We start from the raw sequence: 18,586 nt of genomic DNA on the forward strand, positions 1-18,586 counted from the left end.
AAATCCACCACTCGCCAATATCATGAGAATGCATTTCGTAGACAAGATGGAAAGTCCGCAAACCCAGAAAGGAAGACGAAAGAAGTCGCCGAAATTATCTCCCAAGGATTAAGTTCCAACCCGCTTTCGAAAATGGACGCACATCGAAACGCGCGGCCCCCTTATGAAACACGGATGGAATCAGCCGAATGGAACATTCGCTTTTCCGTGACGAGGCAGTGGACGCCCGAAGCCAGGCATGGCTGGGGACGGTGCGGCTGGCAACGCCACTTTCGACCAGAGCGTGGACCTTCGTCGCTCTCGGCATCGCCACCACCGTTCTGATGTGGCTGTTCTTCGGCCACTACACCCAGCGCGTCCATGTCACCGGGCTTCTGGTCCCGCGCGCCGGCCTGATCAGCCTGACCGCCAATACGCTCGGCGTGATCGACCATGTCGGCGTCGCGGAAGGCGACCGGGTCGCGAGTGGACAGGTCCTTGTATCGCTGTCCGGCGAGCACACCAGCAAGGCGCTCGGCAACACGGCAGCCAGCGTCAGCGCGCAGTTGCAGCGCCAAGCAGGCAGCCTGCGCCAGGACATCGGCGATACCCAGCAGCTGCAGGACAAGCAGGCAGAGGACAATCGCACGCAGCAAGCCGCACTGAAGGAGCAGTTGGTCCAGATCGACGCGCAGATCGCGATCGAGAAGAAGCAGATGCAGCTGGTGCAGGAGTTGGTGAACAAATGGTCGGGCCTGGTCGCCGGCGGCTACATCCCGGCATTGCAGGTCGAACAGGAGCAATCGGCGTTGCTCGCCGACGAATCGCAATTGCGTTCACTGCAGCAGCAACGCGCCAGTACCCGGCAGCAACTGAGCGTCCTCAACGACCAACTGACCCAACTGCCGCTGGCGGTCTCGGCCAAGCTCAACGACTTGCGCCGGCAACTCGCGCAAGTCGAACAGACGTTGGCGCAGAACGAAGCGACGCGCGCCAGCGAGCTGCGTGCACCGGCCAGCGGCACCGTCGCCACCCTGCTGGTCAAACCCGGCGCCTCGGTCGCGCTGGGCCAACCGCTGCTCGCCATCGTCCCGGACGGCTCGGCCCTGCAGGCGCAGATCCTGGTTCCCAGCCAGGCGGTCGGCTTCGTCCATCCGGGCATCCAGGTCACCCTGCACTACCAGGCGTTCCCTTACCAGAAATTTGGCCTGCACCATGGCGTGGTGAGTAGCGTCTCGCGCAGCGCACTGACGCCTGGCGAAGTCACGTTGCTGCTCGGCGGCGGCACTCCGCCCTCTTCCGATCCGCTCTACCTGGCCCGCGTGGACCTGGCGGATCAGAACGTCGAGGCGTATGGGCGCAAGGAGCCCTTGCGCCCGGGCATGGCGCTGGATGCGGACATGTTGCTGGACCGGCGCCGGATCGTCGAGTGGATCTTCGAGCCGCTGTACGGCATGGGGCACCGCTGGAGCGGCGGCGCGTGAGCCGGGCATCCGTTGATCACGGCACGCCGGCACAGGCCGCAAGCGCGCAGGACGGGCGCGCAGGACGGCTGCGCTTCCGGCGCTCACGCGTGCTGCCGAACGTGCTGCAGGCGGAAGCCGCGGAGTGCGGCCTGGCCTGCATCGCGATGATCGCCGGCTATCACGGTCACCATACCGATCTGCCCGCACTGCGGCGCCGCTTCAGTCTGTCGCTGAAGGGCATGACCGCACGACGCCTGATCGAAATCGCGCATACGCTGGGACTGCAATGCCGACCGCTTCGGCTGGACCTGGAAGAGCTTGGCCAACTGCAGACGCCCTGCGTACTGCACTGGGACATGGATCATTTCGTGGTGCTGCGCAGCGTGGGCAAGCATGGGATCGTCGTGCACGACCCCGCGGTGGGCGTGCGCAACCTCAGCATGGCCGAGGTCGGCAGGCGCTTCACCGGCGTGGCGATCGAGTTTTCCAGGGGGCCGACCTTCCAGCGGCAACGCGAGACGCCGCCGGTGTCGCTGCGCGCGCTCGCCGGCTCGGTGCAGGGCCTGGGCCGCGGACTGACGCAGATCTTCGGGCTGGCGCTGGTACTGGAAGTCTTCGCGCTGCTGGCGCCTCTGTTCATGCAACTTGTCGTGGATCAGGTGATCGCCGACGGCGACCATGACCTGCTCACCTTTCTCGGCCTGAGCTTCGCGTTGCTGATCGTGCTTGAGACCCTCGTCTCGGCCTTGCGCAGTTGGACGGTGATGTGGCTCAGCACCCACTTCAACCTCGGCTGGACCGGCAACGTGTTCCAGCATCTGATGCGCCTGCCGCAGTCCTACTTCGGCACGCGCCATCTCGGCGACATCGTCTCCCGCTTCGGCGCGATCGATATGATCCAGCAAACGCTCACCACCCGCTTCGTCGAGATCCTGCTCGATGGACTGCTTGCCAGCGTCACCCTGGTCGTACTGTTCGTCTACAGCCCCTTGCTGTCGGCCATCGTCCTCGGTGCGGTGGCCGTGTATGCGGCACTTCGACTGCTGTACTTCCGCGTCTACCGCGAGGCCAACCTCAGCCAGATCACCGTCACCGCCAAGCAACACAGCCGATTCCTGGAAGCGGTGCGCGGCGTGCAGACCATCCGCCTGAACAACCAAGAGGCCGAACAGACCGCGCGTTACCTCAATGCAGCGACGGACACGCTGAATACCTCCATCGCCGTGCAGCGGCTGGACATGCTGTTCACCGCATTGCAGAACCTGGCGGCAGGCGCGCAGCGCCTGGGCGTGCTCTGGCTGGGCGCGTGGCTAGGGTTGAAAGGCCAGTTCACCGTGGGCATGTTGACCGCCTTCGTGGCCTACGGAGACCAGTTCAGCGGCCGCGTCGCCAGCCTGGTCGACTACGCGATCGAACTTCGCATGCTGCGCCTGCAGGCCGAGCGACTGGCCGACATCGTCCTGACGCCGCCCGAAGCGCACGCCACCAGCGAGCATGCGGGCCCGCTGCCGCAGCCCAGCATCGCCTTCAACAAGGTCAGCTTCCGCTATGCCGAAGGCGAGCCCTGGATCCTGCGCGAGTGCAGTTTCGCGGTGCAGGCGGGCGAATCGGTCGCCATTGTCGGCCCATCTGGGTGCGGCAAGAGCACGTTGGTGAGAGTGCTGCTCGGCCTGCTCGATCCGCAGCAAGGCGCCATCGAGATCGGCGGCCTCGATCTGCGCCGACTCGGCAAGTCCCGCTACCGCGCGATCACCGGCAGCGTGATGCAGGACGACCACCTGTTCACCGGTTCGATCGCCGAGAACATCAGCATGTTCGACGCACTCGCCACGCCGCAGGACATCGAGGATGCCGCCTGCCTGGCCGGTATACACGAGGACATCATGGCCATGCCGATGGGCTACCACAGCCTGGTCGGCGACATGGGATCCTCGCTGTCCGGCGGCCAGCAACAACGCCTGTTCCTGGCGCGCGCACTGTACCGGCGCCCGCACATCCTGGTACTGGACGAGGCGACCAGCCATCTCGATCTCGCGCTGGAGCGCCAGCTCAACCAGGCGATCAAGGCCCTGAACATCACGCGCATCGTCATTGCGCACCGCCCTGAAACGATCGCGCATGCCGATCGCGTCATCGAGTTGCACGAAGGAGCCATCCGCACGCGCCAGGCTGCGGCACATGCCCCACTCGCCCCTGTCACCTCCTAGCTTGCCACCGGCGCGACGGACAGCTCGCCGCGCCGCATCGCCCCACCCCGTATCGCCAACGTGAGGTCGCCATCGTGTCAGCGTCGGAAGCGTCGTCCCTGCAAGTCGTCAACAATTTCGTCGAAGTCCAGCATCTGCCCGAACTGCTGCGCAGTCGAGGCGGCTGGTGCTACGGCATCTATCCAGGGTTGCTCGGCGACGTGGCGCCGTCCTGGCATATCCATCTGTGCGGCAGCCGCAAAGCGCACGAGCGCGCGATCCACGACGATGTCCTCGCGGCGACCCCGGGGATGGAACCGCTCCACGAGATCTGGACGCAGATCAAGGAAAACCTGGCCCAGGACTACGGCCTGGTCCGCGCCTACGTCACCGGCCACACGCATGGACAGGACGGCGTGGCGCACCACTACGCCAAGCCGTCGGATCAGGAGCGTGTCGCCTTGCTCTACGCCAGCGCCGAATGGAAGGACGATTGGGCGGGCGAAACCGTGTTTTACGACACCGCGCGCGAGTGCATCTCCATCCGCCCGCGGCCTGGTCGACTGGTGGTGTTCGATGGCGCCGTCACCCGTGCCTCGCGTGCCCCGGCACGGGAGTGCCCGACGCTGTGCTCGACCATCACCTTCCATATGCGGCGCGTCCGACGCTGATACCGGCGCAGCGAGGAACTCCACCATGTCATCCACCTGCATACGCTGCCTGCCGACCGCGACCGCACTGCTGCTCTGCGGTATGGCACCCTGCATCGCCTCGGCCAGCGGCTTCGGCGGCACGCATGCCGACCTCGGCGAATCGCTGCAGATCCCCATCGCCGATCCGGACGGACACCCCTGGACCTTGCAAGGACGGCTGTGCCGCCCCGCCGGTGTCCGCCGCCCGCGCGTGGTGGTCATCGCACACGGCTCACCGGCGAAGGCAGCCGACCGACCAGGCATGACCCTCGAAACCTGCGATGGCGAATCGGCACGCTGGTTCCTGCGCCGCCACTACGCCGTGGCACTGGTGCTGCGCCTCGGCTACGGCGCCACCGGTGGTCCTTGGAGCGAGGGCTACGACGGCTGCGACCACGCCGACTACGTCAAGGCCGGATTGGAAACCGCTCGCCAGCTCAAGCGCATCGTGGACGTCCTGACCGCGCTGCCCGACTACAGCCCGACCGGCGCCATCGTGGTCGGACAGTCGGCCGGCGGCTGGGGCACGTTGGCGTACGACAGCCTGCCGCACCCCAACGTCAGCGCGTTCGTCAACATGGCCGGCGGCCGCGGCGGCCACTTCCACGACCAGTCCAACAGCAACTGCCATCCCGACAGGTTGATTGCGGCAGCCGCCACATTCGGCCAACAGGCCACCACGCCGATGCTGTGGATCTATACGGCCAACGACAGCTTCTTCGGACCTGAACTTGCCGCGTCGCTGCATCGTGCCTTCACCGAGGCAGGCGGCCATGCCGTCCTGGTGACGCCCTCCGCCTTCGGCGACGACGGTCACCACCTGTTCTTCGGCCACGGGGGTTCCGCGATCTGGGGACCGGCCGTGGACCGCTATCTCGGCTCGATGGACGTTCCGGCGTCTCCTTGACCCGCCGTCCCCCTCACTCTCCCATCCCCAGCAGGGCTGCACGATGACCATGCAATCGCTTCGGGACCTGATCCAGACCGTCGGCCTGCACACCAGCGCCGAGAACATCCCCCTCATCACCAAGAAGGGCGGCTCCTACCTCTGGCTGTTCGATCTGCGTCGGGTCTTCATGCGACGCACTGCGCTCGAGCAGATCGCCGCAGCGTTCTGGGAGCGCAACGCCGCGCGCCCCCCTTTCCAGCTCGGCGGACTGGAAACCGCGGCAATCCCGCTGCTCACCGCCTTGCTGTTGACCGCACCGAAGGAACGCGGCCCGGTCAACGGCTTCATCATTCGCAAGGATCGCAAGACCACCGGCATGGGCAACGCCATCGAGGGCGATGTGCTCGATCTGCCCATCGTACTGGTCGACGACTCGCTCAATTCCGGCAACAGCGCCGAGAAGGCGCGCGCGGTGATCGCAGCGGCCGGACACACTCTCGGCGAGGTGTTCGTAGTGGTCGATTTCCTGTCCAAGGCCGGCATGCAGTGGCGCAAAACACACGCAATCTCGGTGCAATCGCTGTTCACCCTCAAGGACTTCGACCTGCCGCAGGAACAAAGCGCGCCGCATCCCACCCAGGCGTACCGCGAACTCTGGCGGACGGCGACGCCGGGAGGCTTTGCCTTCCATGTGGTCCCCAAGTCAGCGCCGCTGCTGGTCGGCGACATGATCTATCGCGGTTGCGACGCCGCCAAGATGCAGGCGTTCTCCGCCGAGACCGGCGGGCTGGTGTGGGAATACCCGGTGACCGGCGCCGCATACACCAAGAAAGGCATCTGGTCTTGCCCGGCCTATCACGACGGGCGTCTGTACTTCGGTGCGTACAACGGCACCGTCTACTGCCTGGATGCGGCCAGCGGCGAGGAGATCTGGACGCATCCGGACGGCGACTGGGTCGGCGCTTCCCCGCTGCTGGTGCCGCGCCACAAGCTGATGTACGTCGGCATCGAGTATGTCCGCCCGTGGGCGCAGGGCAGTCTCGCCGCCTATGCGATGGACACCGGCGAGAAGATATGGGAGCACCAAGTACAGAAGCTGCAGCACGGCTCGCCCGGTTACTGGGAAGGCGGCGATCTGGTGATCTGGGGGAGCGCGGACCATGAGACGCTCGCGCTGGACGCCAGGACAGGACGCATTGCCTGGCGTTTCAAGACGCGGCGTTCGGTGAAGTACGCGCCCGCGGTGGACGAGCGTCGTGGGCTGACCGCATTTGCCTCGTTCGACAAGTCCATCTATGTCCTGGATGTCGCCACTGGCCAGAAGCGCGGCGAGTGGCAGACAGATGAAATCTGCTACACGACGCCGCTGTTCGCCGGCAACAAGCTGTTCTGCGGATCCGGCGACCGCCATCTGTACGTGATCGACATCGACACGATGCAGTTGCTCAAGAAGATCAACCTGCGTTCGCGGGTGTACGCATCGCCCAAGCGGATCGGCAACCGGGTGATCGTCGGCAGCAACGGCGGCCGCGTGGTCGAGATCGACATCGACACGCTCGAAACCGTCGGTGTACTGCAGTTGCCGGACGCTGTCACCAACGGCGTGGCGATCTCGCCCGACGAACGGCGCATCTACGTATCCACCTACATGAACCATCTCTATGCGTTCGAGCGCCTGAGCGACGCGCACGAGCAACGCGCGCGCCCCGCCCTCGCCGCATTCTGACGCGCGCCGCGCATGGCCGGGATCGGTCCGTGCATGCCGTTCATTGGCCGCACGCACGGATCAGCCGAAGCGAGGACGGCCGTTTCCCCGCACAGCTGTTCGAGGATCACCATGAGAACGCTCGATATCATCGAAATCGATATGGTCGCAGGCGGTACGCGCACATCGATCGGCGCACATCCGCTGTCCAGTTCGATCCATCACGCCAAAGCGCACAACAAGACGCACCGGGCGAAGGCCAAGATCCACCACCAGCACATGGTGGCGCACAAGTCCGCGACCATGCAGATGGCACGGATGGAAGAGGTCGAGCCGATCGGCGAAGGGGGCGAAGGGGGCGAAGGTGGCGAAGGTGGCGAAGGCGGCGAAGGGGGTGAAGGCGGTGAAGGCGGCGAAGGTGGCGAAGGTGGCGAAGGGGGTGAAGGTGGTGAGGGTGGTGAAGGCGGCGAAGGCGATGGCAGCGGCGGTTACGACGACGGCGACGACGCCGATGGCAACGGCCCTGCCGATACCAGCATAGGCAGCAGCCATACGACGTCCGATGGCAGGACGGTTTCGATCAGCTATCAGAATACGAAAGACGGCTCGAGCAGCGACAACCCGGTCACATCCAGAATGGCCTCGACACTGAACTCCGTGCTCGACGGCGATCAGAGCGTCAACAGCATCGACATCTCGGCCACGACCAACGGCAGCCACGATCCCAATTCCGCTCACTACACGGGCAACGCCGTCGATATCAACATCATCAACGACGTGCATGTCGGCACGAGCGGCGCAGGCCTGCAGAACGCCCAAGCGCTGGAGAACGCCGCGATGGACAATCCCAACGTGAGCTACGTCGAGGGTCCGGCGGGCAATTTCATCCGGTCGAGTCCAACGGCGGACTGGACGCCGGCCAGCCGGGAAAGCGGCGACACGACCCACGTCCACATCAGCGTCTTCAAGTAGTTCGCATCCCACGATCTCCTCTCCCGCGCCGGCGCCGGCCAGCCCGGGGGACAACCGCCTTCGGAGTTCTCCGTATGAAGCCCATCTGGTTACTGCGCATGTGCACGGTCCTGGCGCTCACCTTCGCCGTGCAAGGATCGTTGCAGGCGATGCAAGCCTCTTCCCAAGCAGGGGGAGAACAGGCGATCGCTTACGTGCTGAAGAATGACATCGCCCTGTCGAGGATGTTCGGGGACTGTCCGGCATTGAAATTTGCCCGTACCAGTGCCGAAGGTGCCAAGACCTTTCTGATCGAAGGCAATTGCGACATCAAGGACAACCCCGAGGAAGATGCGGACTGCCCTGCCTACCACGTGCATGCGACCGGGACGATCGACACGCCATCGCACTGGACGATACGTCGCCTGGACCTGACGTTGGTGTGCTCCAGAGAAGGAGCGGCGGCGACGCATGGGATGTGACCATCGGATAGGCGCTTGCGCCTTGGCTGTGGGACGCAGTGGGAGGAAACGCGCGGCGCCTGCTCTCCGCGGTCCGCCCTGGCGTTCGCGATCCGCGCACGACGCAGCGTGCGACCCCAGTTTCCTTGCGTTCGAACGCACCACCACACGCAGGACCGGGCAGATGCCCTGCCCGCGCTCTGGGACGCGCCGCACGCAGCATGAACCGATCCGATCGTCGGCCACGCCGCACGCGCCGGATCAGCCGAAGCGGGGACGGCACTTTTCCCGCACCTCTGTTCAAGGATCAACATGAGAACGCTCGATATCATCGAAATCGATATGGTTGCAGGCGGCACGCGCACATCCATCGGCGCGCATCCGTTGTCCAGTTCGATTCATCACGCCAAGGCGCACAGGAAAACGCACCACGCCAAAGCCAAGACGCATCACCACATGGCGATGCACAAGACTGCGGCCGCGCAGATGGCCACCACCAACGAAGTCGCCGCACCGATCGAATCGGAGGGTGGTGGCGACGGCGGCGACGGCGGTGAGGGAGGCGAAGGCGGTGAGGGAGGTGAAGGTGGCGAGGGAGGCGAAGGTGGTGAGGGAGGCGAAGGCGACGGTGGCGAAGGAGATGGCGGCGAGGGCGACGGTGGCGAGGGCGATGGCGGCGATGGCGGCGATGGCGACGGCGCAGGCAGCAACGACGACCCCGCCACGTCCGCGACGGCCAGCGGCACCACGGTGACCTATACCGCCGCCGACGGCAGCACGCAGCAAGTCACCGGCACGCATCCCAACCGCGACAACAACCCGCTCGACATCCGGTCCGGCACGTTCGCGGACAATCACGGCACGCTCGGCGACGACCGCGGTTTTGCGATCTTCTCCAGCCCCCAAGCCGGATTGGACGCCGCGGCGGCCGACATGGACCGCATCAACAACGACGCCGGCGGCACCGCCACGCTGAGCGATCTCATCTCCACCATGTCGCCGCCAAAAGAGAATCCGACCGCGGAGATGATCACCACCATCACCACCAATTCGGGCCTGAGTCCGTCCGATCAATGGGGGTCGTTGAACAGCGACCAGCGCAGCGCGTTCATCACCGCGTACGGGCACCGCGAAGGCTGGCACGGCAATTAATTCACCTGTGGCGAGGCCGGGAATGCCTCCCGCCTCGCCACGCATCCCCCTCACGGAGAATTTCTCATGGCATCCCGGTTCTTCTCGCTGTTCGGCCTGCTCGCTCTCTGCATGACCTGCTCGCAGGCCCATGCCGCCGGCGACGCGGCGGCCTGCACCCTCGCGCTGCATCAGGCCTTTGCAGGCTCCAGCAACGCGGCCACCCTGCCGAGCCAATGCGCACGTCTCGGTCCAGTCGCGCTCGGCATGCGCAAGCAACAGGTTCTGGCCGCACTGGGCCAGCCGGACATCACCCGCAGCGATGCGGCACACCCGGACACGCTCAGTGTGGTGTATCTGTACCCGCGCGGGTTGAACCCGCTGCTGGCGCAGCAGCCACGGCCGGCCGCCGCCCTCACCTACAGCCAGTTGGCGGTGCGCTTTCGCCATGACCGCGTCACCAACCTGATCGCGTTCGCCAATCCAGACGCTCCCTTGCCATTCGATCTGCTCGGCCAGCCGGCCGGCATCCACATCGATCGCGTGCTGCAGGCCATCGGTGGGCAGCCGCAATGGAACGCCAGCCGCGACTACGTGCAGTTCGCCGCGATGCCGCTGGGCCTGGAGGTCGATCCGGACACCTCGGCCGTCATCGGGCTGGATCTCGCCACCAGCAAGCAGGAGCTGGACAGCTTTGCCCTGCCCGCCTTGAAGCTGAGCAAGGACGCACAAAGCGGATTGGTCAACGGCGTGCGCTGAGGAACGCCGCCGTCCGTGCCGGGAAACGCCCGCCTGTCAACGGCAGCCTTACCCACGCATCGGCAACGGTTCCGGCCACAGGACGGGCGCACACGCCGCGCATGCCGCGCATGCCGCAACGGCGCTTCCATCGCCAGCCTCTTGGGGTGGTATCGCCTCCGCCACACGCGGCAGCACACGGCAGGCGCGTCGCCCGGACATGGGCCGCCGAAAGCCGACGGGGACAACGCCCCACGCTTATCGCGTCAGGCCGCCTTCCTGTGGCAGGCCCACCGGGGCCTATCGCTGGCACCGCCTGCCGGGCTGTGGCATCTGTGTCGGGCCGACTGAAATGCAACGGACCGGCGGCCTTCGCCTGGGTGTTGCTCAACCCGCAGTCACCGGGCTTCTACAGCCCGATCAGCTCGCTGCAGGACGCATGTCGCCACGGCGTCGAGCGAGTGGGACACCATGCTCGAAGACGGCACGCCCGGCGCAGAGCAAGCTGCGATCCGTCTGTCTTCCGGCGGATTCGCAGCTTCACCGAAGACGCTGCCAGGCGCCGTCATCCAACAATAAGATCCGAGATGGATCCAGCGACATATCGACCTTTGCTGCCCCTGTTGCCGTACCACGGACAAGCCCCCATCACCACGCCAAAGATCATGGCGTGCCTGAAGTTGGGCGACTTAGCGCTGTTGAACGCAGTGGATGCTATTGTTCTCAAGCACCATCGCGCAATGCGTGTTCGCTGTCGCCCTGTCGGTCCCGCGAGCTGTGTCGAGCAAGCCCTGACAGGTCATGCGGACGGAGCTGGGTTCGTCGGGCGACGTGAGCCGCGTGTTGGGCGAGAACATAGGGGGAAAGGAATAGTGAGTCCAAGAGCGTTTATCGGCGTTCTTTTCGTCATGGCGTTCGCCTGTCTGATGAATGCCATCGCCAACATGTCTTTTGGCTGGTTCGTTGGTGCAGTGATCTTCTGTGCCGTCGGCTTCTTCGCGACGCGACTAGCCGTGCGCGAGGGCGGCCCTGGCCGTGGCGGCGTGCGCTTCGGTTTCTTTGCCATCGCGATGCTCGTGATGGTGGCCGCCGTCTATGGCATGTATTTGCTGGATACGGCCGCCTAGTCTGGGAGCGGCTGCTCCTAGGTGCCACGGGTCCACTGCGTGATCCAGACCCGGCCTTGCCGAAGCGGTACTCCATCCGCCTCGCGCGCGCTGGGCTGGACGTCGAGGAACAGCCCGCCACCGTCGAAGTGCCTACCTTGAGAAGCGCTGCACATCTGCAACGCGTCGAACGTGTCGCGAGCGGTGTGCGACCTCTCGCACGTCGTCTACGACGTTCGCAGCTACAGCGGAATCGGCCGTGACATACCTACAAAAATACCCCCGGATTGGGGGTATTTCGTGGACCGCAGGGTGACGTCATGAAACCCTGACGTCCCTCCCTCCGATTGAATACGAAGGGATTTCGAGACGTCAGGAGACGTCGTGGAACATCAGTCGCCCTGCTGCTTCTGCAGGTGCTCCCAACGCTCCTGCGCGTCGATGGTGCGCTCGGCGGTCAGGCGCGCCTCCAGGCGCTCCAGGCCGATTTCTTCGCCGGTGTCCACGCAGTAGCCGTAGTCGCCGGCGTCCAGACGCTTGAGCGTGCTGTCGATCTTGCCGATCAGCTTGCGGTAGCGGTCGCGGGTACGCAGTTCCAGCGAGTTCTCGGTCTCGCGGGTGGCGCGCTCGGCTTCGTCGCCGATGTCGCGGACCTCGTCGCGCAGGTTCTCGATGGTCTGCTTGGATTCCTCCACCAGGTCGGCGCGCCAGGTGAGCAGGCGCTGGCGGAAGTACTCCTGCTGCAGCGGACTCATGTACTCCTCGTCCGCCGCCGGCTTGTAGCCCTTGGGCAGGATCGGACGGCCGGTCGCCTCATCGGTCTTGTACTCGACCACCTTGTACTTGGCCGGCTTGGCCGGCGTATTGGACTTGGCGGTCACGGCCACGGCGACCTTGCCGGTGGGCTTGGCGACCGGCGCCTTCGGGGTGGATTCGGACTTGGTGGGGGTTTTCGCGGAGGATTTCGAAACGGACACGGGATTCTTTTGTGGCGGGGTCGACGGCGCGGCGGACTTGGCGGCAACGGGCTTGGGAGCCGGTGCAGCGGCAGGCGCGGCGGGCTTGACCGGGACAGGCTTGGCCGCAGCCGGCTTGGGTGCCGACTTCGGTACGGAGGTGGTCACCGCGGGTGCGACGGAGGCGGTGGCCGGTTTGGATTTGGCGGGCGCGGCCGCGGCCTTGGCCACAGGCTTGGCCGCCGCGGTTTTCGCTGCCGGCTTGGCGGCGGGCGTGGGCTTGGCGACAGCCTTGGCCGGTGCGGCCGGCTTGGCGGGCGCCTTCTTGGCCGGAGCCTTCTTGGCAGGAGCGGACTTGGCCGGCACAGCCGCCACCGGCTTGGCCGCCGGCTTCTTGGCCACGGCCTTGCTGGCCGGTTTGGCCGGCGCGGCCTTCGCCGCCTGCTTGACGGGCACGGCGTTCTTCAGCGGTTTGCCGGGAGCTGACCCCGTCGCTTTCTTGGCGGCGGGCTTGGCGGGCTTCTTGGCGGCCTGGACGGCCTTCTTTGCAGGTTTTTTAGCAGCCACGAACGCTCTTCCTTGGTCTTCCCGGGGCCCGGGAAAGCGGGCCTTTATAGCCTACCCTACCCCCCGCGGCAATAACGCGGCGTATACGCCGAGCGACCTGCCTAGTCCAGCACAGTGGCATATCATGGCGGCGTGATCGCCCGCGCTCTCATTGCCTTGCTGCGCCTGTACCAGCGCTTCATCAGCCCGCTGCTGGGGCCGCGCTGCCGTTTCGTGCCCAGTTGCTCGGCGTACGCGGTGACCGCCATCGCCCGTTTCGGCGCATTGCGCGGCGGCTGGATGGCCGCCCGTCGCGTCGGCCGCTGCCACCCCTTCCATCCTGGCGGGTTCGACCCGGTGCCCGACCCCACGGCGCCGCCACCCTGCCGCTGCCAAGGAAAACACTAGATGTCCGCTTCCACACTGATCGTCAATGCGCGCCTGGTCAACGAAGGCCGCGAAACCCAGGGCGACCTGCGCATCGCCGACGGCCGCATCGCCGCCATCGCGCCGCAACTGGCCGCACGCGACGGCGAGACCGTGGTCGACGCCGCCGGGCGCTGGCTGCTGCCCGGCATGATCGACGATCAGGTGCACTTCCGCGAACCCGGCCTGACCCACAAGGGCGACATCGCCACCGAATCGGCGGCGGCGGTGGCCGGCGGCCTGACCAGCTTCATGGACATGCCCAACACCAACCCGCCGACGCTCGACGCCGCCGCGCTGCAGGCCAAGTACGACGCCGCGCGCGGCCGCGCCTGGGGCAACTACGGCTTCTACCTGGGCGCCAGCAACGACAACCTGGCCGCGATCCAGACGCTGGACCCGAAGACCGCCCCCGGCATCAAGGTGTTCATGGGCGCCTCCACCGGCAACATGCTGGTCGACAACCCGGACACCCTGGACGCGATCTTCCGTGACGCGCCGACCCCGATCATCACCCACTGCGAAGACACCCCGACCATCGACGCGACCCTGGCCGCGTTCAAGCAGAAGTACGGCGATGCGCTGACCCCGGACATGCACCCGGACATCCGCTCGCGCGAGGCCTGCCTGAAGTCCTCGCAGCTGGCGGTGTCGCTGGCGAAGAAGCACGGCACCCGCCTGCACGTGCTGCACATCTCCACCGCCGACGAACTGGCGCTGTTCGCGCCCGGCCCGATCCAGGGCAAGCGCATCACCGCCGAGACCTGCATCCATTTCCTGCGCTTCGACCGCGCCGACTACGCCACCCTCGGCAACCTGATCAAGTGCAACCCGGCGATCAAGGACGCCAGCGACCGCGAGGCGCTGATCCGCGCGATCGCCGAGGACGTGATCGACGTGCTCGCCACCGACCACGCGCCGCACACCTGGGAAGAGAAGAGCAAGCCATATGCGCAGGCGCCGTCGGGCCTGCCGCTGGTGCAGTACGCGCTGGTCGCGGCGCTGGAGCTGGTCCACGAGGGCCGGCTCAGCGTGGCCCAGGTGGTGCACAAGTTCGCGCACGCGCCGGCGCTGCTGTTCGACGTGCACGAACGCGGCTTCCTGCGCGAGGGCTACCACGCCGACCTGGTGCTGATCGACGACACCACGTTCACCGTGCGCCGCGAGGACGTGCTGTTCAAGTGCGGCTGGTCGCCGTTCGAAGGCCGCAGCTTCCGCTCCAAGATCGCCGCGACCTGGATCAACGGCGTGCTGGCCTGGGACGGCACCCGCCTGGTCGGCAGCCCCAACGGGCAGCGCCTGGCGTTCGACCGCTGATGCGCGGCGCCGTGTTGTCCGGCGCCGCACTGGCGCTGGTCCTGCTGACCGCACCAGTCGCCCCGTCGCTGCATGCGCAGACGCCGGCCGCGGCGGGCGCCGAGGCGCGCAGCGTGTTCCCGCGCAGCGCCTCGCAGGGCGCGCTGGTGATCGGCAAGGTGGCGCCGGGCAGCCGCGTGCAGTACGCCGGCCGCACCCTGCGGGTCAGCGACTACGGCAGCGTGGTGTTCGGCATCGGCCGCGACGAGCGCGGTCCGCTGCGCATCGCCGTACAGCGCCCCGACGGCGGGACCGAAACCGTCGAGATCGCGGTGACGCCGCGCGACTGGCCGCTGGAACAGGTCAACGGGGTGCCGCCGAAAACGGTGAACCCGCCGCCGGCGATCGCCGAGCGGATCAAGCGCGAACAGGCCCAGGTCACCGCCGCGCGCGACCGCGACGACCCGCGCACCGATTTCGCCGCGCCCTTCATCTGGCCGGTGCAGGGCCGCATCAGCGGCCGCTTCGGCAACGCCCGCGTCTACAACGGCCAGCCCGGCGCCGGTCATTCGGGCATGGACATCGCCGTGCCCACCGGCACCCCGGTCAAGGCCCCGGCCGCCGGGGTGATCACCTTCGCCGCCCCCGACCTGTACCTGACCGGCGGCACCGTGCTGCTCGACCACGGCTATGGCGTCAGTTCCAACTTCCTGCACCTGTCGCGGATCGACGTGAAGGTCGGCGACCGCATCGCCCAGGGCCAGGTAATCGGCGCGGTTGGCGCCACGGGCCGTGCGACCGGGCCGCATCTGCATTGGGGGATGAATTGGTTCGACGTGCGCATCGACCCATTGCTGGTGCTGGAGCGGACGCAGCAGCCCTGAAGCGCTGCTGCGTCGGGTGCGCTGGCGCGCGGCGGCGCGTTCTTCATCGGCATGACCGGCGTCGTTGCCTGGCGCGGAGCGGACAAAACGCAGCGGCCGCCGAATGCAGGAGCGGCTTCAGCCGCGACGAGGCTTTTCCGGGGACGCCCGGTCGCGGCTGAAGCCGCTCCTACATCAGACAGCGTGGTACATCCCGAAGCGCCACCTCGATCGCCGCGCAGCGCGACAAGCGCGCCGGCTGGGCTCTGGCGACGCGCTGCAGTCGCGTCGGGGCGTTCCCGGTAAAACCCGACGCGGCTGAAGCCGTTCCCACAAAATACGTCCCGGAGCGATGAAAGCTGCCCTGAAGCCGTTCCCACAGGACACGTCCCGGAGTGACGAGAGGTACCCCGAGGTCGCTCGCACACACAGCGTTTCGCTACGCAGGCGTGACCACCTCCAGCAGGCGCCCCAGCACCACATGCGACGGGCTGTTGGCCAGGTCCAGCGGCATCACCAGCTTGGGATTGGGATGCGGCAAGGGCGTTCCCGGGGCCGCTTCGCCGGCTTCCCGCAGCAGCGCGCCGTTGTCGTCCACCTGGTCGGTGACCGGCGGCAGCGGCGGCAGGCCCAGCCCGGCGCGGACCGCGTTGGCGCGGCTCAGCAGATCCTCGTCGGCGACCGTGGTCAGCGCCGAGGCGGCCAGGCTGGCCGGTGCGCCCTCCACCGCCGCCAGACGCTGCGCGATGTCGCCCAGCGCCTGCTGCCGGTGCGGATGCAGCAGTTGCCACACTTCCTGCCACAGCGCCTTCCAGTCCAGGTCCGGGAACGGCATATGGGTCGGCCCGCTGAGGACGATCTGCGGCGCCAGCCGGCCCGGCGGCGTCGCATCGCATTCGGCCAGGGCGCGGTACACCACCTCGCTGCACACCATGTGCGAGGGGTTGTCGCGCACCAGGTGATCCAGCGCCTCGCGCACCACGATGCGCGCCAGCCAGTGCTGCGGCCACTTGCCGCGGATGGCGACCAGCAGCCCGAGCGTGGCCAGGCTATCCAGCGGGTACGGAACGCCCAGCAGCGACTGCGCCTTCGCCAGCACGCTGGCGCGGTCGGCGTCGTCCAGCGCCACGCCGGCGTAGCTGAGCGGCCGGTAGGCGTCGATGATGAGGTAGTCGGTGGTGTCGGTCAGCCGCTGCGACAGCGGATAGCGGCGCACGCCGCTGGCCGCCGCCTCGATCAGGTCGCCCTGGTCGGCGACGATCGCGGCATGGCTGTAGATGCTGTCGCCGCACCAGGCGATCAGTTCGGACACCGGGCCGCAGCCCAGTTGCAACAGGATGTCGCCGACCTGCAACTGATCGGGAGCGAACGCGGGCAAAGCGGGCTGTGCAGTCATGGCTGAGGCTCCTGGTGGGTGACACGGTGGGGGGTGGACACGCTGACGCGGTTGCGGCCGGCGGACTTGCTGGCGTAGAGCGCGGCATCGGCCCGCTGCAGCAGCGCTGCGACGCTCTCGCCGCGCTGCCATTGCGCCACGCCGATGCTCAGCGTGCATGACAGCGCCTGGCCGTCGCGCGGCAGCGGCTGCGCGGCGACGTGTTGGCGGATGTCCTCGGCCACGCGCCGCGCGGCCTCCAGGGTGGCGCCCGGCATCAACAGCAGCATCTCGTCGCCGCCCTGGCGGCCCAGCATGTCGGTGCTGCGCAGGCGCGCCCGCGCACAGGCGGCGACCCAGCGCAGGCAGGCATCGCCGCCGGCATGGCCGTGGATGTCGTTGATGCGCTTGAAGTGGTCGATGTCGATGTAGGCCAGCGCCAGCGGCCGGTCGCCGCGGGCCGCATCCTGCAACGCCTCGGCCAGGCGCTGCTGCAGCGCGCCACGGGTGAGCATGCCGGTGAGTTCGTCCACCGTCGCCATGCGGCTGACGCGGTCGCGGTCGCGGCGCAGTTCCAGGATCTGCTCGGCCAGGCCGAAGGTCACCAGCAGGCAGGAGATCGCCAGCGCCAGGCTGATGCCGTGCGCCAGCACCGGCGCGGCCAGATCCAGACGCAACCACCCGGTCAGCTCCAGGCAGCGCAGCACGCACAGCATCCACAGCGGGGTCCACGAGGCCAGCAGCGGCCAGGCGTAGCGCTGCCCGCGCAAGGCCAGCAACAGGCAGCACGGCAGCAGCAGCGCCGCGCCGACGATCAGCCCGAGATTGCCGAGCAGGCTCAGTACCGCCGCGTCCGACAGCAGACAGGCCACGGCGATGCCGAGCAGATACAGCGCACACAGCCGCAGCACCCGGTCCAGTCGCGGCAGTTGCCGGTGCATCTCCAGTTGCCGGCGCTGGAAGGTGATGATGAAGAAGCCGCCGAGCGCGGCGACGATGCGCATCGGCGTCGGCGAGGACGCGAACACGCTGGCCAGGCCGGGTACCGCGCGCGCTTCGCCGCCAAGGCCGAGCAGGTACAGCAGCACGCACATCACGTTGGCGGTGAAGTACCCGTAGATCGGCTCGCGCAGGCGTGCCCACAACGCGATCGCCAGGATCGCCAGCACCGCGGTCGAGCCGAGGATGAAGGCGCGCCAGCCGACGTAGTGCAGATCCTCGCGCTGCACCTGCGCCAGCGGCACGATGCCCACCGGCATCGGCATCGCCGCCGGCGCCTGCACCCGCAGCCAGATCGAGGCGCCGCGCGGCAGCCCCTGCGGCAAGGCGATCACCAGAGCGCGGGTCGAGTAGCGCAGGTCGGCGTCGGCGCCGTAGATCGCGCGCCAGATCGGCGCAGCACGTCCCGGGACCCAGGCCTCGACCCGGGTCAAGTAGGGCGACTGCAGCACCAGTTGCGGCTGGCCCTCGCTGCCGATCGCGCGGTCGGCGCGGATGCGCCACCAGGTCGGTCGCTTGCTGCGCTCGTACAGGGTGGCGCCGTGGCCGGCGTCGGCGAAGGCGGCATCGTAGCGCCCCGCCACCACCTCCGACGCCGGTGGGTCGGCGACCAGACGCTGCAACAGCAGTTCCTGCCCCTGCGCCGACCCGACCATCCCCAGGCACAGCAGCAGGCAGCACCAACGGCACAGGCGCTTCAATCGACGGGTTCCAACGGACGTTGCCATGGAGCGTAGCGCAAGCCGCGACCGCGCTCGTATCCAAATTCACGGCCCCATCACGCCATGGCGCGCGGTCGGCAGGCGCGCGCAGATCCATGC

16 protein-coding genes are annotated in these 18,586 nt (G+C 67.3%); 13 read left to right on the plus strand and 3 right to left on the minus strand.

The features are described from left to right. Positions 1-323 precede the first annotated feature (323 nt). The 10 genes from AC1PME_RS12610 (at position 324) to AC1PME_RS12655 (ending at position 11,325) form a co-directional block, all read left to right on the plus strand. Complete coding sequence (locus AC1PME_RS12610) at positions 324-1,463, plus strand: beta-barrel domain-containing protein (protein ID WP_481096040.1); 1,140 nt, start codon at positions 324-326, stop codon at positions 1,461-1,463. Positions 1,464-1,555: 92 nt separating this feature from the next. Next, positions 1,556-3,652, plus strand: a complete 2,097-nt coding sequence (locus tag AC1PME_RS12615; RefSeq protein WP_481098114.1) for a peptidase domain-containing ABC transporter — start codon at positions 1,556-1,558, stop codon at positions 3,650-3,652. A gap of 74 nt (positions 3,653-3,726) precedes the next feature. After that, complete coding sequence (locus AC1PME_RS12620; RefSeq protein WP_254458341.1) at positions 3,727-4,302, plus strand: 2OG-Fe(II) oxygenase family protein; 576 nt, start codon at positions 3,727-3,729, stop codon at positions 4,300-4,302. Positions 4,303-4,327: 25 nt separating this feature from the next. Next, the gene (locus AC1PME_RS12625) at positions 4,328-5,230 is read left to right on the plus strand and encodes a dienelactone hydrolase family protein (protein WP_481096041.1); all 903 of its coding nucleotides are present in this window, start codon (positions 4,328-4,330) and stop codon (positions 5,228-5,230) included. Between the two features lie 43 nt (positions 5,231-5,273). Next, positions 5,274-6,938: an outer membrane protein assembly factor BamB family protein gene (locus AC1PME_RS12630; protein ID WP_481096042.1), complete on the plus strand. Its 1,665-nt coding sequence runs from the start codon at positions 5,274-5,276 to the stop codon at positions 6,936-6,938. Between the two features lie 111 nt (positions 6,939-7,049). Further along, positions 7,050-7,889 (plus strand): hypothetical protein, encoded by an 840-nt coding sequence (locus tag AC1PME_RS12635; RefSeq protein WP_481096043.1) that lies wholly within the window; start codon positions 7,050-7,052, stop codon positions 7,887-7,889. Between the two features lie 74 nt (positions 7,890-7,963). Further along, the gene (locus AC1PME_RS12640; RefSeq protein ID WP_481096044.1) at positions 7,964-8,350 is read left to right on the plus strand and encodes a hypothetical protein; all 387 of its coding nucleotides are present in this window, start codon (positions 7,964-7,966) and stop codon (positions 8,348-8,350) included. A gap of 291 nt (positions 8,351-8,641) precedes the next feature. After that, positions 8,642-9,481: a hypothetical protein gene (locus AC1PME_RS12645; protein ID WP_481096045.1), complete on the plus strand. Its 840-nt coding sequence runs from the start codon at positions 8,642-8,644 to the stop codon at positions 9,479-9,481. A 66-nt stretch (positions 9,482-9,547) separates the two neighbouring features. Then, positions 9,548-10,219 (plus strand): secreted signal peptide protein, encoded by a 672-nt coding sequence (locus tag AC1PME_RS12650; RefSeq protein WP_481096046.1) that lies wholly within the window; start codon positions 9,548-9,550, stop codon positions 10,217-10,219. Positions 10,220-11,124: 905 nt separating this feature from the next. Beyond that, entirely contained in the window at positions 11,125-11,325 is a 201-nt protein-coding gene (locus tag AC1PME_RS12655) for a hypothetical protein (protein ID WP_481096047.1), read from the plus strand. A gap of 371 nt (positions 11,326-11,696) precedes the next feature. Here AC1PME_RS12655 and dksA read toward each other — a convergent pair whose 3' ends face one another. Then, positions 11,697-12,827 (minus strand): RNA polymerase-binding protein DksA, encoded by a 1,131-nt coding sequence (gene dksA, locus AC1PME_RS12660; protein WP_254458349.1) that lies wholly within the window; start codon positions 12,825-12,827, stop codon positions 11,697-11,699. 114 nt (positions 12,828-12,941) lie between these two features. Here dksA and yidD point away from each other — a divergent pair, with 114 nt between their 5' ends. From yidD to AC1PME_RS12675, 3 genes are read left to right on the plus strand one after another with little or no spacing between them, the layout of a single operon-like run. Beyond that, a complete protein-coding gene (gene yidD, locus AC1PME_RS12665) occupies positions 12,942-13,214 on the plus strand; it encodes a membrane protein insertion efficiency factor YidD (RefSeq protein ID WP_106407029.1) in 273 nt (90 codons plus the stop codon). Further along, positions 13,215-14,549 (plus strand): dihydroorotase, encoded by a 1,335-nt coding sequence (locus tag AC1PME_RS12670; protein ID WP_481096048.1) that lies wholly within the window; start codon positions 13,215-13,217, stop codon positions 14,547-14,549. Continuing rightward, a complete protein-coding gene (locus AC1PME_RS12675) occupies positions 14,549-15,412 on the plus strand; it encodes a M23 family metallopeptidase (RefSeq protein WP_481096049.1) in 864 nt (287 codons plus the stop codon). Before AC1PME_RS12670 ends, AC1PME_RS12675 begins: the two co-directional genes overlap by 1 nt. Before the next feature lie 418 nt (positions 15,413-15,830). On the opposite strand, the gene AC1PME_RS12680 is transcribed toward AC1PME_RS12675, so the two are convergent. Together AC1PME_RS12680 and AC1PME_RS12685 are read right to left on the minus strand one after the other, a co-directional pair. Continuing rightward, positions 15,831-16,787, minus strand: a complete 957-nt coding sequence (locus AC1PME_RS12680) for a hypothetical protein (RefSeq protein ID WP_481096050.1) — start codon at positions 16,785-16,787, stop codon at positions 15,831-15,833. Further along, entirely contained in the window at positions 16,784-18,466 is a 1,683-nt protein-coding gene (locus AC1PME_RS12685; protein ID WP_481096051.1) for a sensor domain-containing diguanylate cyclase, read from the minus strand. The genes AC1PME_RS12680 and AC1PME_RS12685 overlap by 4 nt, the downstream gene beginning before the upstream one ends. Positions 18,467-18,586: the final 120 nt, after the last annotated feature.

Source organism: Xanthomonas sp. NCPPB 901 (assembly GCF_056725085.1).

Bases quoted from the DNA above. Each gene is read 5' to 3' on its own strand.
- AC1PME_RS12650 (WP_481096046.1), top strand. From the start codon at position 9,548: ATGGCATCCCGGTTCTTCTCGCTGTTCGGCCTGCTCGCTCTCTGCATG.
- AC1PME_RS12635 (WP_481096043.1), top strand. From the start codon at position 7,050: ATGAGAACGCTCGATATCATCGAAATCGATATGGTCGCAGGCGGTACG.
- AC1PME_RS12630 (WP_481096042.1), top strand. From the start codon at position 5,274: ATGACCATGCAATCGCTTCGGGACCTGATCCAGACCGTCGGCCTGCAC.
- AC1PME_RS12640 (WP_481096044.1), top strand. From the start codon at position 7,964: ATGAAGCCCATCTGGTTACTGCGCATGTGCACGGTCCTGGCGCTCACC.
- AC1PME_RS12645 (WP_481096045.1), top strand. From the start codon at position 8,642: ATGAGAACGCTCGATATCATCGAAATCGATATGGTTGCAGGCGGCACG.
- AC1PME_RS12610 (WP_481096040.1), top strand. From the start codon at position 324: ATGTGGCTGTTCTTCGGCCACTACACCCAGCGCGTCCATGTCACCGGG.
- AC1PME_RS12670 (WP_481096048.1), top strand. From the start codon at position 13,215: ATGTCCGCTTCCACACTGATCGTCAATGCGCGCCTGGTCAACGAAGGC.
- AC1PME_RS12675 (WP_481096049.1), top strand. From the start codon at position 14,549: ATGCGCGGCGCCGTGTTGTCCGGCGCCGCACTGGCGCTGGTCCTGCTG.
- AC1PME_RS12680 (WP_481096050.1), bottom strand. From the start codon at position 16,787: ATGACTGCACAGCCCGCTTTGCCCGCGTTCGCTCCCGATCAGTTGCAG.
- AC1PME_RS12655 (WP_481096047.1), top strand. From the start codon at position 11,125: ATGAATGCCATCGCCAACATGTCTTTTGGCTGGTTCGTTGGTGCAGTG.
- AC1PME_RS12625 (WP_481096041.1), top strand. From the start codon at position 4,328: ATGTCATCCACCTGCATACGCTGCCTGCCGACCGCGACCGCACTGCTG.